This window comes from Synechococcus sp. MU1625, assembly GCF_020514205.1.
GTDB lineage: Bacteria > Cyanobacteriota > Cyanobacteriia > PCC-6307 > Cyanobiaceae > Parasynechococcus.
In genome coordinates this window covers 1-15391 of sequence record NZ_VTLA01000011.1, presented here as the reverse complement: position 1 = coordinate 15391, position 15391 = coordinate 1, and the positions used below count along the sequence as shown (strand labels likewise).

13 protein-coding genes and 1 pseudogene are annotated in these 15391 nt (G+C 58.4%); 4 read left to right on the top strand and 10 right to left on the bottom strand.

Features of this window, described 5'->3' with window-relative positions; translation table 11 throughout:
* Window position 1: 1 nt before the first annotated feature.
* Genes bchI through FZX13_RS12360 form a run of 5 tightly spaced genes read right to left on the bottom strand, consistent with a single transcriptional unit; the run spans window position 2 to window position 4797 of the window.
* Complete coding sequence (gene bchI, locus FZX13_RS12380) at window positions 2–1090, bottom strand: magnesium chelatase ATPase subunit I (protein ID WP_226409806.1); 1089 nt, start codon at window positions 1088–1090, stop codon at window positions 2–4.
* A gap of 20 nt (window positions 1091–1110) precedes the next feature.
* Window positions 1111–2463 (bottom strand): DUF3370 domain-containing protein, encoded by a 1353-nt coding sequence (locus FZX13_RS12375; RefSeq protein WP_226409805.1) that lies wholly within the window; start codon window positions 2461–2463, stop codon window positions 1111–1113.
* On the bottom strand, window positions 2460–3608 hold the full coding sequence (locus tag FZX13_RS12370) for a serine hydrolase (protein ID WP_226409804.1): 1149 nt from the start codon (window positions 3606–3608) through the stop codon (window positions 2460–2462). Before FZX13_RS12370 ends, FZX13_RS12375 begins: the two co-directional genes overlap by 4 nt.
* Window positions 3609–3636: 28 nt before the next feature.
* Window positions 3637–4383 carry an RNA methyltransferase gene (locus FZX13_RS12365; protein WP_226409803.1) on the bottom strand — a complete coding sequence of 249 codons (747 nt, stop codon included), beginning with the start codon at window positions 4381–4383 and terminating at the stop codon, window positions 3637–3639.
* Window positions 4384–4392: 9 nt separating this feature from the next.
* Window positions 4393–4797, bottom strand: a complete 405-nt coding sequence (locus tag FZX13_RS12360) for a cytochrome c (protein WP_226409802.1) — start codon at window positions 4795–4797, stop codon at window positions 4393–4395.
* 56 nt (window positions 4798–4853) lie between these two features.
* Between FZX13_RS12360 and petG the strand changes: the two genes are divergently transcribed.
* Entirely contained in the window at window positions 4854–4970 is a 117-nt protein-coding gene (gene petG / locus FZX13_RS12355) for a cytochrome b6-f complex subunit V (RefSeq protein ID WP_071823076.1), read from the top strand.
* Window positions 4971–4986: 16 nt separating this feature from the next.
* Here petG and rsmD read toward each other — a convergent pair.
* The 5 genes and pseudogenes from rsmD to FZX13_RS12330 all read right to left on the bottom strand — a co-directional run.
* Window positions 4987–5520, bottom strand: a pseudogene (gene rsmD, locus FZX13_RS12350) (16S rRNA (guanine(966)-N(2))-methyltransferase RsmD); the annotation flags it as partial.
* A complete protein-coding gene (gene hisH / locus FZX13_RS12345) occupies window positions 5517–6158 on the bottom strand; it encodes an imidazole glycerol phosphate synthase subunit HisH (protein ID WP_226409801.1) in 642 nt (213 codons plus the stop codon). The gene hisH and the pseudogene rsmD, both read right to left, overlap by 4 nt.
* A gap of 26 nt (window positions 6159–6184) precedes the next feature.
* Window positions 6185–6508 (bottom strand): thioredoxin, encoded by a 324-nt coding sequence (gene trxA / locus FZX13_RS12340; RefSeq protein WP_006851354.1) that lies wholly within the window; start codon window positions 6506–6508, stop codon window positions 6185–6187.
* A 182-nt stretch (window positions 6509–6690) separates the two neighbouring features.
* Window positions 6691–7854, bottom strand: a complete 1164-nt coding sequence (locus FZX13_RS12335; protein WP_226409800.1) for a GuaB3 family IMP dehydrogenase-related protein — start codon at window positions 7852–7854, stop codon at window positions 6691–6693.
* Window positions 7855–7902: 48 nt separating this feature from the next.
* Complete coding sequence (locus FZX13_RS12330) at window positions 7903–8466, bottom strand: CAAD domain-containing protein (protein ID WP_226409799.1); 564 nt, start codon at window positions 8464–8466, stop codon at window positions 7903–7905.
* A 92-nt stretch (window positions 8467–8558) separates the two neighbouring features.
* Here FZX13_RS12330 and gyrA point away from each other — a divergent pair, with 92 nt between their 5' ends.
* The 3 genes from gyrA to FZX13_RS12315 form a co-directional block, all read left to right on the top strand.
* Window positions 8559–11174 (top strand): DNA gyrase subunit A, encoded by a 2616-nt coding sequence (gene gyrA / locus FZX13_RS12325; protein WP_226409798.1) that lies wholly within the window; start codon window positions 8559–8561, stop codon window positions 11172–11174.
* Between the two features lie 2 nt (window positions 11175–11176).
* Window positions 11177–12415, top strand: a complete 1239-nt coding sequence (crtL, locus tag FZX13_RS12320) for a lycopene beta cyclase (protein WP_226409797.1) — start codon at window positions 11177–11179, stop codon at window positions 12413–12415.
* A 155-nt stretch (window positions 12416–12570) separates the two neighbouring features.
* On the top strand, window positions 12571–15391 hold a 2821-nt coding region (locus FZX13_RS12315), incomplete at its 3' end, for an autotransporter-associated beta strand repeat-containing protein (protein WP_226409796.1).

Sequence of the window (15391 nt, the reverse complement as noted above, 5' to 3'; positions counted from 1 at the left end):
ATCAGGCGGCGAGGGCCAGTTCGAAATCAGCGCGATCGCTGCTCTCACTTCGTTCAAACACCTTGCAGAACACCTTGACCACACGGTCGCCGGAATCCACCTGTTCGAGGGGGTCTTTACGCAAACGGTGCCGCAGGCAGCAGGAGGCGACGCGGGCGACATCTTCTTCACTGACTTCGGTGCGCCCCTCGAAGGCGGCCAGGGCCCGGGCGGCTCGGTTGGTGACGATGTCACCCCGCAGGCCATCCACATCCAGCTCACCGCAGACGGCGGAAATGCGCAGGCGCAGATCGTCGTCGATGGTTACCTGGTCCAGGCGCTGCTGGGCTTCCACCACGCGTTGCTGAAGGGCATTCTGATTTCCCTCCACAGCTGTGCTGAAGCCATCGGGATCACCGTCAAAGGCGGTGCGTTGGTCCACCACCTGAACCCGCAGCTCTGGATCGCGCACGGTGCGCACCTCAACGCTCATCCCGAAGCGATCGAGCAGTTGGGGACGTAGCTCGCCTTCCTCCGGGTTGCCGGAGCCGATCAAGACAAAACGAGCGGGGTGGCGCACGGACACCCCTTCCCGTTCCACGGTGTTCCAGCCGGAGGCGGCCGAATCGAGCAGCACGTCGACAAGGTGATCGTCGAGCAGGTTCACCTCATCCACGTAGAGGAGGCCACGGTTGGCCTTGGCCAGCAAACCAGGCTCAAAGGCGCGAACACCTTCGCTCAGGGCTTTTTCGATGTCGATGGTGCCGCAAAGACGGTCTTCCGTCGCACCCAGGGGGAGGTCCACCATTGGCACCTGCCGCGGCTCGGTGCTCAGGGTTTCCCCCTGTTGCATTCGCTCGCGCACCTCACTGCTCTGGAGGTCGGGATCGGTGGACGAACTGTTGTAGGGGTCACCAGCCACCACCTCGATGTCGGGCAGCAGATCCGCTAGAGCTCGGATCGTGGTGGATTTACCGGTCCCGCGGTCCCCCATGATCATGACGCCACCGATGCGTGGGTCGATCACGTTGAGAAGCAGGGCCAGCTTCATCTCCTCCTGACCGATCACTGCAGTGAAGGGGAAGACCCTGCGCTTCCGGGGTGCAGTCACGAGCAATTCTGTAGGCGTGCTCAGGATTGTTTCACAGGCTGCACGGTGAGGACCTGCGGCGGTGTGGCATCAGCGGGATAGATCAAGCGAACGCGCACTTGCTTGCCTTCCCCTGGTTTGAGCATCACCTGTCCCAGGGACGATCCCTGCTGACCCTGGCGCAACACAAGATGCTGCGTCTGGCGTCCCTGGGGAACACCCTCTTGATCCTCTAGACCCGTGGTCTGGATGGGCCCCCGGAACATGACCGGTCCGTTGAGGTCATCGCGGAAGCGCAGGAAGGAGGTTTGGCTGTTGCCTTTGAGGGGTGAATCCAGAGACAGTTGCAGCTTCACAGGGGCTGAACCTGTGTTCTTCAGGGGCAGGGTGAGGTCGTATTCCACCCCATAGTTCCCATGGGCGGCCCAGGCTGTTCCGGGATAAAACCTCTCGAGCTCAGCGGTTTGAACCTGGTTGGTGGCGAGGGTTCCGCGTTCCAAACTGCTGATCGGCCATGAAATGGGTGCCTTAGGTGCGGCCAGAACAGTGCTCCCTGGGTCGGTTAGGCGCGCCCGCCAGCTGCTGCCGATCTGAACACCACTCACCCGTGAATAGATGATCTTGCCTTTGCTGCCCCGAGGGGTTGGTTGATGCTCCTTGCTGCTCAAGCGTCGGCTTTTCAGCAGCTGAAGCCAGTGCTGATCGTTCGGAGCCTGTCCATCGTTTCCATGGGCAGCCAAGGTGGCTATCGCTACGGGGGCGGAGCTGTGGAACCGCAGTTGCAGATTGCGACCATTCAGCAGTGGGTCGAGACCTGCCACTGGAATGGGCAACAGCATCAGCCGTGTGGGTGAGCCTGGAGGAAGGGTCCAGCGACGGCTGGAGAGTTCCGGTGCGCTTCGACTTGCCAACAGATCTCCGGCGACGCGGCTGCCAGGTCCAGCGGCCACAACCTCGGTGGTCTCCTGCATCAGGCTCGGCAAAGGCAGGAAGGGAGCTTGGGTTTGGCCTGGTTCCGTCGCTTGAGATAGTGAGGTGCTTCCCGAGAGCAGCTGCAGGGTCACCGGAGCGTCTCCCAGGGGAGCCGCTAGAACCGCCAGCCATAGAGTCGACGTTGGAGTGCCTTCCGCATCACCGGCATAGACGTGGTGGCTGAACAGGTCAAAGCGGCCGTTCAGCACAACGGGAACGGACGCTGCATCCCCATCTGGAAATGTTGAAATCAGGATGCCGTCGTTCTGAATGAGTTCGGGGTTGTTGTCGTTCACCATCAACACGCTGTCGAGGGCTCCCGGTAAGGGGCGAACGCTCTGCTGACGCTCAATCACCTCTGCAGAGACGGGCATCGCCGCAACACTCACCAAAGCGGCGGACAACAGAGCGGCGAGCTTCATGGTTGTGGAGGGGCAGGGTTGGGTTTCAGATGAGGTGCCATGGCGGCGGATAGCTGACGAATCAGTTCCGTGGATCTGGGGTCGTTGAAGGGGCCTTTCACCAGAAATCCCGCCACAGCGCGTCTGCCGTCCGGCAGTTCGATCAGACCGGCATCGGCGTAGGCAAGTCCGATGTCACCGGTTTTGTTGTAAACGCGGTAGCCCTTGCGGGCCAGGCTGTCGTCGGGTGCACCCTGAGCACCACCCAGGCCGCGCATCAAGCCCGTGGGTAGAAGGGTGTTGGTGACTGACGTCCCCATTACCTCGCGAAATAGATCCCGGCTTCGGGGACCCAGAACCTCGCCGCTATCCACCAAAGCGATGGCACGGCTTAGATCCCGTGCACTTGTGGTGTTGGTTCCATCGAGATCCGGCAGCCAGTTGTTTACGACGGTTGCTGGGAGGTCCAGCTCCTGAAAGCGGGCATTGATCTGCTCCATTCCCCCCGCCCTGGCAATCATCAGATTGGTGGCGGAGTTGTCGCTGACCCGGATCATTTCTGTGGCGACCTCATAGGTGGGAAAGCGGCTGCCCAGCGGACGGGAGGCCATCCATCCGGCGCCTCCACCCACCAGTTCTTGCGTCAGCGTGAGGGGCTCGTTCCACTGAAGCGTTCCTTGGTCCAGCAGTTCCAGCACTGCCAGAAGGATCGGTGTCTTGATTGAACTGGCCGCTGGCATGGGGCGCTCCGCCTGCATGGCTGCAAAGCGACCGTCGTCCAGGATGAGCATGTAGGCGCTGGCCTGCAGATCGGTCTGTTGGTCGGCCAGTTCCACCCAGCGCTGGGATAAGGCCTTGATTTCCTGCTTTGGAGCAAATCGTGCCTGCTTGAGGACGTTCGCTGCTATTGGCGCAAGCTTCTCGTCCTTAGAGGCCTCCTCAGTGGTTTGGGGCTCAACGGCTTCACCGAGCAGCGTTGTGATCACCGCTTGATCGGCCAGCCAGCTGGGCAGTGGAATCTCCTGCTGCTGCACGCGCGGTGCCAGGAGCCGGAGGCCCGTGCCTGTGAGCAGTCCCAGGCCGACTCCCATTAAGACAAGACGCAGGATGAGCCGAGCCGGCCCTCCCCAGCCTGCGGAGCGACGTGAAGAACGACTGTTGGTCAACCTTTCAGCCGTGACTATGCGGCAGAGATTAGGGGCGCTCGGTGCGGATGGCCCAGCGCAGTTGGCGCACCATGCCCCGCAGGAGAGCCACTTCCTCGGCGCGCACCGTCGCGCGTTGCAGCAGATCCTGCACTTTGGCCATGCGCGCTGAGGCGGTGTGCTCCAACAGAAAACCAGCCTCCAGCAGGAGGTCTGTTGCATCGTCCAGCAACGCCGACAGCGCTTTTGCGGCTGCCGGGTCAGGTGATGGGGGGGCGATGCTGCGAGCTTCTGTCTCTGCACTGTTGAGACGGGCTAACTCATGCAGAACCACAGCCACGGCATGGGACAGATTCAGGGAGGGATAGGCCTCACCGCTCTGTAAACACAGAACTTTCTGGCAGAGCCTCAGCTCACTGTTGCTAAGGCCGCGGTCCTCCCTCCCGAACACGAGGGCCACGGGCGCCTTTGCGCTGGATGCGCTGCCATCGCTGGCCAACAGCCATCCAAGGGCCTGTTCAGGATCTTGTAGAGGAATCTCGCCGTGGTCCAGACGTCCGCAACTACCTACGGCGCGTCGGCAGTCGTTGATGGCTGTGAGCAAGTCAGGAAACACCGCTGCGGCGTCAAGCAGCGATTGCCCGTGAACAGCCATTTGCATGGCCTGCTCGCAGAGATGGTCACAGCGGGGGGCCACGAGCCGCAGTTCGCTCACACCGAAATTGGCGCAGAGCCTGGCCACGCTTCCAATGTTCAGAGGGCCGGCAGGCTCGACCAGCACAACGACGGCATTCAAGGCACCGGCTCAGCTGAGTGTGTGCAGGTAGGCCAGTAGGTCGGCCATTGATTGCGGCTCCATCTCAAAACTCGGCATGGGTGGTGTTTCGCCGCTGATGATCTGGTGAACCAAGGCTGGGTCCTTCACGTTGTTGCTGACGCCCTGCAGAGAAGGTCCGACCAGTCCTTGGCCGGCAAGACCGTGACAGCCCGCGCAATTGATGCGGAACAGCTGTCCGCCGTGGTCAACGGCACCCTGCAGTTCAAGGCTGGCCTTGATGTAGGGATCTCGCTGGGCACTCCCAAGAACCCAGAGCACCAGTACGACGCAAGCGGTCGCGGCCGAGACCACAAGAGCGGCGATCAGGCCGCGCCCTCGATCGGCCGAATCAGCTGATGCTGATTCGGCCGCAATTCGTGACGGCTGGACCACAGACCTTGAGTTCCAATGAGAGAATTCTGCTCAATTCTGATTGTTGACGCGACACGATGATCGAACCTCTGCTCTGCGGCATCGTTCTTGGTTTGATTCCCGTCACCCTGATGGGTCTTTTTGTGGCAGCTTGGAACCAGTACCGCCGCGGTGGCAGCGCTCTGGGGGGCTGAGCAGCAGCACGCCGCTGATGCCGTATCGGCGCTGATCAAGAACAGACCAGCCTGAGCCCGGTACGGGATTCAGGTTCGATCTGTGTTCGCAAACCACGAGAGAGTCTTGGTGAAGCCAATTCCCTTGGGCGAGCGCATCAAGGCCCGGTTCATAGAGGCCTTGGTCGTAGGGAGGGTCGAAGTAGACGATGTCGAAGGGGTCTTGGCTCCAGCCTCTGCGCAGCCATCCGATCAGTTCCCTGCGTTCTGTGCGCACTTCGGGCGTCGGAGAACAAACAGCTGCAACCGTGCTGAGGTTGGCGCGAGTGATGCGGATGCACTGCGGGTCTTGATCGACGGCCACCACGCAGCGTGCACCCCGTTGCAGCGCCTCGCAGCCCATTACCCCACTGCCGCTGCATAGATCCAGCCAGCGGCAATCTTGCAAGCGCGGCGCGAGGATATTCATCACCGCCTCACGGACTCGGGAGGTGGTGGGTCTTGTGGCGCGTCCTCCAGGGCTTTGCAGACGTCGACCGCCGCTGAGCCGAAGTTGCCCGCCACCGCTCATCGGATGGGCTCGGCCCCGCGCTGCAGCCAGGTCAACCAGCGTCGCAGCATTTGTTCTCCGGCATCAGACGACTTCTCCGGATGGAACTGACAGGCTCCCAACCTGCCTTTCCAGACAACAGCAGTGACCTCCTGATCGCCGAAGGCGGCCGTGGCTTTCAAATCATTCCGATCGGTGGGAACTGCGGCGTAGCTATGGACGAAATACACCCATTCAGAGGGGACATCGCTGTTGAGCAGTGGGCAATTGCCGTGATGCCTTAACGGGGCCCAGCCCATGTGGGGGATCCGTTCGCCGCTGCCACTGGGGAGACGTTTCACCCGTCCGGCCAGGAGGCCGAGGCCGGGATCGCTTCCTTCGTCGCTGTGTTCGAACAGCAGCTGCAGCCCGAGACAGATCCCAAGCAAGGGGCGATTGTCATGACCCCAACGCAGCAAGTGGGGCACCAGCCCCGTGGCCCTGAGGTTGGCCATGGCGGGATCAAAAGCTCCTACCCCCGGCAGGATCAGAGCATCAATGCCATCGAGCTGGTCAGCGTCGTTGATCAGCCTGCAGCTTTCACCAAGACGCTCTAGGCACTTCTCCACTGAGTGGAGATTGCCCATGCCGTAATCGATCAACCCGAGGTTCAGACTCAACCGATCTCTCCGATCTGGAGACAGATTCAGAGGTATTTGGAGATGGTGCCCGACAGGGTTGCCTTGGGAACAGCGCCCACAACCGTGTCGACCTTCTGACCGCCCTTAAACACCATCAAGGTTGGAATGCTGCGGATTCCGTACTGGCTGGCAACGTTGGGATTTTCGTCAGTGTTGAGCTTGAAGACTTTGATCTGTCCGTCAAATTCTTTGGCGATCTCCTCGACGATCGGAGCCACCATCCGGCAGGGTCCGCACCAGGGCGCCCAGAAGTCGACAAGAACCGGCACGTCGCTCTGGAGTACGTCTTGCTCGAAGGAAGCATCGGTAACGGCAGCGGCGCTAGACATATGAGCAGGAAGATTTAGGGAGAATTTAGCAACCGTTTCGAGCGAAAACACGGCCCTTCCCTGTCAAGAAGGGAACTTGTGACAGTCGCTCTCCATCAAGAGTGAAAGCCCGATCGCGCCGGGCTGGGGGGTGTGAGGAGTGTGTGGGCCTAAGCCCGCACACGCTTCAGCCTAGCTCTGCTCTATTTGCCCATCCCGAGGTGCTGGGCCTTTTGGTAAACCTTCCCTTCCGTCAGCAATGACGGCGCAACGACCACCTCGACCTGCTGCATTTCTTTGATGGTCCGGGCGCCAAGGGTTCCCATGGATGTTTTGAGACACCCCAACAAGTTGTGGGTTCCGTCGTCCAACTTGGCAGGGCCGCGGAGAATTCGTTCGATGCTTCCTGTGCTCCCAACATTGATGCGGGTGCCGCGAGGCAGCACCGGGCTTGGCGTTGCCATCCCCCAGTGGAAGCCCCGGCCGGGGGCTTCGTCCGCACGGGCAATGGGCGATCCAATCATCACCGCGTCGGCCCCGCAGGCGATGCATTTGCAGATGTCACCACCGGTCACGATGCCACCGTCAGCAACGATCGGTACATAGCGACCGCTCTCCTTTTCGTAGTCGGCCCTGGCGGCCGCGCAGTCTGAAACCGCGGTGGCCTGTGGAATTCCAACACCGAGAACGCCGCGGGAGGTGCAGGCGGCACCCGGACCGATTCCCACCATCACGCCCGCCGCACCAGCACGCATCAGTTGCAGGGCTACGTCATAGGTGACGCAGTTGCCGATCACCACGGGGACGCCCATGTCGCGACAGAGGGCTTTGAGATCAAGGGTCTCCTGGCCTTCAGGACCGATGTGATCCGTCGAAACCACGGTGGCCTGCACAAAGAAGAGATCGGCTCCTGCTTCGGCGATGGCCTTGCCGAAACGCAGAGCAGCTACCGGGGTTCCGCTCACGGCGGCAATGCCTCCTTGGGCCTTGATGTCTTGGATGCGTTTGCGGATCAGCGCTTCTTGAACCGGTTGGCTGTAGATCTCCTGCATCAGTGGGACGAACTCGTCTTTGCCGACGGCTGCGATGCGATCCAGAACCTGGTTGGGATCCTCATATCGGGTTTGCACCCCCTCCAGATTGAGAACGCCAAGGGAGCCGAGCTGGGACAGACGGACGGCCATGTCCACATCCACCACGCCGTCCATGGCGCTGGCGATGATGGGGATCTCCCGCTCGATGCCCCCGAGTTTCCAACGGGTGTTGGTGACCTCGGGGTCAACCGTGCGACCCCCAGGCACCAGAGCGATTTCATCGATTCCGTAGGCCCGGCGAACGGTCTTTGAGCGTCCGAGCTGAATGTCCACCGCGCGACTTAATGAAGTCTGATCAAGCTACCAATCGGGATGATCGCTTCAGCTCGAGCGGCCCGTAATACGGCTCCAGGTTGACCGGGTGGCCGTGATGAATTTGTCCCGGTCGCTGTTCCTGATCAAGTTGCGAACAGCAAAATTCATCAACCAGATCAGGCCGGCGAGCTCTAGAAGGCCTGGAGCCAGAGGAAGGCTGTCAATGGTGTTGAGCACACCGGAGTACACCTTCGCCACCAGGGCGAAGGCAATCAACCCTCCAATCACCCGCAGCGGTAACTGGGCTTTGGTCCAGAGCTGAGCAAGATCGTTCTGCTCCACCCAGGCTTTGGCCTTGCCCACCAGCAGCTCCCATTCACCTCCGTCTTGATCTGAGCCGTCCTGATCTGAAGCGTCCTGCGCAGGGATGGAGACGGTGGAAGCGATCACAGGGTCCGGCGTAGGCGCGGGGGTTGGTGCCGGTGCTGGCGTGGGCTTAGGTGTTGGTGCTGGCGTAGGCGCGGGGGTTGGTGCCGGCTCCGGACTACTTACGGGGGTAGCAGCAGGAGTTGGCGTGGGGTCGCTGCCTGTGGTTTCGGCTTCAGGGCGAGGCTCGTCGACAGGACCCATCACGTCAGTGCAAAGCGGTTGGGATTTTATCCGGAGTTTTCCTGTTGCTTCCACTGTCCGAGATAGACTGTTAAAGGACGTCTGATGCACGTATGACGGATTCTGTGGGGCCTGTCGGCGGCGGTCCTGGCGGTTCCGACGATCGAATTATTCAGACGGACCTACGCAACGAGATGTCGCGCTCCTATTTGGAGTACGCGATGAGTGTGATCGTTGGCCGGGCCCTGCCCGATGCCCGCGATGGTCTCAAGCCCGTGCATCGACGGATTCTTTATGCGATGTATGAGCTGGGCCTCACCAGCGACAGGCCATATCGCAAATGCGCCCGTGTGGTGGGCGAAGTGCTCGGCAAATATCACCCCCACGGCGACACCGCTGTGTATGACGCCCTGGTGCGCATGGCCCAGGACTTCTCCATGTCGATGCCCCTGATTGATGGGCACGGCAATTTCGGCTCGGTGGACAACGATCCACCGGCAGCCATGCGTTACACCGAATCGCGGTTGCGGGCGCTGACCACCGACAGCCTGCTGGAGGACATCGAGGCGGAGACGGTTGATTTCGCCGATAACTTCGACGGCTCCCAGCAGGAGCCGACCGTGCTTCCTGCTCGCATCCCGCAGCTGCTGCTGAATGGTTCGGCAGGAATCGCGGTGGGGATGGCGACCAATATTCCGCCTCACAACCTCAATGAGCTGATTGATGGTTTACTCGCGTTGATCGCGAACCCGGAGATCACCGATCAGGAGTTAATCCAACTGATCCCTGGCCCGGATTTCCCCACCGGCGGTCAAATCCTGGGGCGTGAAGGCATCCGCGAGACATACCTGGGCGGCCGCGGCTCGGTGACCATGCGCGGAGTGGCCAATATTGAAACGCTCGAGGTGCCGGGACGCCCCGATCGCGATGCCGTGATCATCACGGAGTTGCCGTATCAGACCAACAAAGCGGCGCTGATCGAGCGCATCGCAGAGCTGGTCAACGACAAAAAGCTCGAGGGCATCTCGGACATCCGCGACGAAAGCGACCGCGATGGCATGCGGATCGTTGTGGAACTGCGCCGTGACGCCTACCCGCAGGTGGTGCTGAACAACCTGTTCAAGCTCACCCCGCTGCAGAGCAACTTCAGCGCCTACATGTTGGCGCTGGTGAATGGCGAGCCAATCCTGCTCACCCTGCGCAAGATGCTCGAGGTGTTCCTCGACTTCCGGGTCGAGACGATCGAGCGCCGCACCCGCTACCTGCTGCGCAAGGCCGAAGAGCGCGACCACATCCTGCTGGGCCTGCTGCTGGCGCTCGATCAGCTGGATCCGATCATTGCCTTGATCCGGGCTGCTCCCGATACGGCCACGGCACGCCAACAGCTGCAGGAGCGCCATGGCCTCTCCGACATCCAGGCCGACGCCATCCTGCAGATGCAGCTGCGTCGTCTGACGGCTCTGGAGGCCGACAAGATCCGTCTTGAACACGAGGATCTGGTCACCAAGATCGCCGACTACAAGGACATCCTTGGCCGCCGTGAGCGGGTGTTCGGCATCATCCAGGACGAGCTCGGTCAGCTGCAGGAGCGCTACCCCATCCCTCGTCGCACGGAGATCCTTGACCTCGGCGGTGGGCTCTCCGACATCGATCTGATCGCCAATGAGCGTTCGGTGGTGCTGCTCACTGAGACCGGTTACCTCAAGCGGATGCCGGTGAGCGAATTTGAGGCCACCAGCCGCGGCACCCGCGGCAAGGCCGGAACCCGCAGCCAGGGTGAGGATGCGGTGAAGCTGTTCATCAGCTGCAACGACCACGACACCTTGGTGCTGTTCAGCGACCGCGGTGTGTCGTACGCGCTTCCCGCCTACCGCGTGCCCCAGTGCAGCCGCACGGCAAAGGGCACCCCGGTGGTGCAGCTGTTGCCGATTCCCCGGGAAGAGGCGATCACCACGTTGATTCCGGTTTCGGAGTTCAGCGACGACACCGATCTGCTGATGCTTACCCGAGGCGGCTTCATCAAACGCACCCGCCTTTCGGCCTTCAGCAGCATCCGCTCCAATGGTCTGATCGCCATCAACCTGGAAGAGGGCGATGCCCTCACCTGGGTGCGCCTGGCGGTGCCCGGCGACAGCGTCTTGATCGGTTCCAAAGCCGGGATGACCATCCACTTCCGCCTCAGTGATGAGGAGTTGCGGCCCCTGGGCCGTACGGCCCGCGGCGTGCGCTCGATGAACCTCCGCGATGGCGATGCCCTGGTGAGCATGGATGTGCTTCCGGTGGAACTCGCCGATCAGGTGGCCGCCAGTGCAGAGGAAGAAGAGGATGCCGCCAGCGAGGGTCCCTGGGTGCTCGTGGCATCGGCTTCGGGTCTGGGCAAGCGGGTGCCGGTGACGCAATTCCGCTTGCAGAAGCGGGCCGGCATGGGCCTGCGGGCGATGAAGTTCCGCACCGATGCCGATCAGCTGGTGGGGCTGAGCGTGCTTGGCGCCGGTGAGGAGTTGTTGCTGGTGAGCGAGAAGGGGGTGATCGTGCGCACCAGCGCCGATGCCATTCCCCAGCAATCCCGTGCTGCTACGGGTGTGCGTCTGCAGAAGCTCGACAAGGGCGACCGGCTGCTGAAGGTGGTGCTGGTGCCGCCGGAGGCGGAAGACGACTCTGCTGACGGAGACACCGAAACGAGTGACACCGAAGCGATGAATCCTGAAAACAGCACGCAGGACAGCTGACCTTGGCTGAGCCGGTGGATGTGCTGGTGCTGGGGGGCGGTCCTGCCGCCCTTTGCATCGCTTCTGAACTGAATCAACGGGGAGTGGCTGTTGCCGGCATCGCTCCCGAATCGGTCGAAGCTCCTTGGCCAAACACCTACGGCATCTGGGCCGATGAACTCAAAGCGGTGGGACTCGAGCAGCTGCTCGAGCACCGCTGGAAAGACACCGTCAGTTATTTCGGCGCAGGCGGCACAACGGCTCAGGATCAGAGCTATGCCCACGGCATTGACTACGGCTTGTTCGATCGGGCTGCTTTACAGCACTACTGGCTGGAGCGGGCTCAAGGGGTGACATGGCGTCAGGACAGCGCAGAACGTCTGGAGGTGAGTGGACCAACAACCAGCGTCAGATGTGTATCGGGAGCCATGTTGACGGCGCGCTTGGTGATCGATGCCTCCGGCTCGCGCACACCCCACATTCGCCGCCCGGATCAGGGGCCGGTGGCGGGCCAGGCGGCCTATGGCGTGGTCGGGCGTTTCTCCAAGCCGCCCATTGAGCCGGGCCGGTTTGTGTTGATGGACTACCGCTGCAATCACCTCAGCGAAGCGCAGCGCAGCGAACCACCCACGTTCCTCTATGCGATGGATCTGGGTGATGGGGTGTTCTTCGTGGAAGAAACCTCGCTTGCCTTGGCCCCGGGCGTTCCCTACGACGTGCTCAAGCAACGGCTCCAGCAGCGTTTGGATCAGCGCGGTGTGGAGATCACCGAGGTGATCCATGAAGAGTTCTGCCTTTTCCCGATGAACCTGCCACTGCCGGATCGCAGCCAACCGGTGCTGGCCTTCGGTGGGGCGGCGAGCATGGTGCATCCGGCTTCGGGCTACATGGTGGGATCGCTGTTGCGGCGCGGGCCAGATTTGGCCCAGGCCATCGCTGAATCCATCGCCAATCCAAGCCTTGGTTCAGCGGCATTGGCACAAAGGGGCTGGCAGGCGCTCTGGCCGATCGAGTTGGTGCTACGCCATCAGCTGTATCAGTTCGGGCTGGGCCGGTTGATGGGATTTAACGAAGCGTTGTTGCGCACCCACTTCGCCACCTTCTTTTCCTTGCCGCGGGACGACTGGTTTGGCTTCCTCACCAACACCCTGCCGCTGCCGCGCTTGATGGGCGTGATGCTCCGTTTATTTGCACTTTCACCTTGGGAATTGCGGCGGGGGCTGGTGCTGGGGGCGGTTCAGGATCAAGCCCCGCGCTTTTGAGATCCGTAGAAAGCTTGGTTTATTTCTATAGATTTGCTCAGTGCTCAGGCTGAAACAAACTTGGCCAAATCTCTTGCGACGCGTTTGAGTCCCGCTTGATTTGTACCAATTGATTTGTTTTTTGTCTCTAGAATTTAAAGGATATTCCTATTAAAATGTTCAAGAAAGTAAGCTCAAGCTTCGCGGCAGGTGTTGCTCTTACTCTTTCGCTTCCTTCCTTTTCTTGGGCCGTTGATAAGCCGGGTTTGATTACCTTTACGGCTGACAATGCAGCGCAGATTTTTGTAAATGGAGAATCGCTGGGTCAGACCGATAATTGGAAAGAGCCTTTTACGTATGAGGTTGAAGATCTCAATCTTCAGCAAGGACTAAATGTAATTGGTATAGCGGCTTGGGATCAAGAAGGTATTGCCGCAATGTCAGGTGAATTTGTGATGCCAGATGGCACAGAGTTTGGGACAAGTGATAAGGGATGGCTTGCATTTCCTGCTGACAAGAATCCAAAAAAAAATAATCAAAAAGATGATCCTTACAAAGCAAATAAGCAAAACCCTTTGGAGGCTTACGCAGGCAAGTTAGATGTTCCGCTTGGCTGGAATACGATAGATTATGAGGCTTCAGATGGTACTGTTTACGAAAATAAGAAATGGAGCATCCCTGGTTTTGTGAATCAAAAAAATGTTTCTGGCCAGCATTATCCTTGGGGTACTAATACCACGGGTGATTCAACTTGGATATGGATTGGGGAAAACACTAATACTGGTAAAAACGCTAATCAAGAGCCTGGTCCTTGGTACGTCAATAACTTTGTGCTATTTCGCTATGAATTTGTTTGTGCAGATGATTACTGTAATAGCGATGTCGGTTGGGAGCAGAACCAGACTATTGACATGGTTTCTAGACTCTGGGATGACATAAAGGGTTCAAGCCAGGCAGATGAAAATGCGAAAACATATCCTTATTTTGAGGGCGGCACCCTTTCGTTTGAAGGATTTGATGGTGGAAAATATGATTCTGATTTTTATCTTGGTGATTTTGCTGACAATACGATCGATAATGCTGGAATTAATCCGGAGCTGACGGGTATACTTTCTGGCCCCGGCGGAATGATTTTTAAAGGCCAGGGAACAACGATTCTTTCCGGTGTGAATACCTATGAAGGCACAACGAATATCACGGAAGGGACATTGCAAGTAACTGGAATGCTCAGTAATAATACGGCAGTGTCTGTTGCTGAGGGTGCGATATATGAGGTTGATAATACCGATGAGGTTGGATCAATTGAAGGCGATGGTGATATTTTTATTGACGATGACCAGGTGCTGACTGCTGGTGGTTTGGGAACGGATACGGAATTTTCAGGTGAGATTTCCGGTGATGGCGGATTCACCAAGGTTGGTGATGGAACAACAACGTTCTCAGGTGATAACACCTATCAAGGTACAACGAATATCAGTAAAGGGACGTTAAAAGTAACGGGAACGCTCGATAATGAGACGGCGGTATCTGTTGCTCAGGGTGCTGCATACCGGGTTGCCAATACTGATGAGGTCGGATCAATTGAAGGCGCTGGTGCCATTGTTATTGACGATGACCAGGTGCTGACTGCTGGTGGCTTGGGAACGAATGCGGAATTTTTAGGTGAGATTTCCGGTGATGGTGGATTCACCAAGGTTGGTGATGGAACAACAACGTTCTCAGGTGATAACACCTATCAAGGCACAACGAATATCAATAAAGGGACGTTAAAAGTAACGGGAACGCTCGATAATGAGACGGCGGTATCTGTTGCTCAGGGTGCTACATACCGGGTTGCAAATACTGATGAGGTCGGATCAATTGAAGGTGCTGGTGCCATTGTAATTGACGATGACCAGGTGCTGACTGCTGGTGGCTTGGGAACGAATACGGAATTTTCAGGTGAGATGTCTGGTGATGGTGGATTCACCAAGGTTGGTGACGGAATAACCACCTTTTCTGGTATGAACTCCTATCAGGGCGAGACGACGATTGAAGATGGTGTTCTTTCATTGGCTAACTTCTCGGGTATACCCCAGGGCTCTTCAACATTGGTAACGGGGGTTGGCCGACTTAATTTGCTCTCTGGGCCAACAGGCAAGGGGCAATTTAAGATTGATCGTTTAAGTATTAGGGAAGGAGGTCGGGTTCTTGTCTCGCCCTCTAATCCATTGGTGTCCGAAACAATTACATTGGATGCTAATCCTGCGAGACATTCCAGGGCTGGTGGAATCGTCACCTTTTTGGATGCAAGGGACAATCCACCTTTGCGTGTATCTGATTCATTTGATTACAAAAGCGGTAGTTTGGTCGTCGCTACTCCAAATCCTGAAGACCCGGAAGGTGTTTGGCAGATCATAGAAGGTGAGGTTGAAAACATTGATGAGCTTGCAGCTAATATCTATATTCTTGTTACTGATGATCAAGTCTATCCATTTGAGGGGATTGGTGAAGAATTTGGCTTTGATGGAACTGCTCTTTATAAAGGGTTTTTGGCCAAAGGTTCCTTGAATCTTGTGATTGAACAAAAGCAAACTGAGGAACTTCTTTGCGACTTACACCCTGAAGCTGATGGTTGCGATGATGAAGGACCTGATAAGCCTGTTACGCCGCCGATTTGTGAAGGTGACGATTGCAAAGAGGTTAAGCCTGAACCACTTCCAGGCTGTGAAGAGGGTGATGATTTGTGTGATGTGATTAGTGATATTGATGGCGATGAAGATGAGGCTTGGGAAGCAGAAGAAGAGATTGCAATAGAAATTATTGAGGGTCTGATTGATGGCTTGGAAGATGAAAAAATTGATTTTCCGCTGAGCTTTGATTACGGGCAGTTGGCCACGTTGGTGGGTAGTGGCTTAGCCCCGCGGAATGTGGATGCGGCGGGCCGTGGTTTGGCGCTGCACAACAACTTGTTGGTGGACACGTTGTTTGATCGCCAGCCGCTGCGTCAGTTCGAGG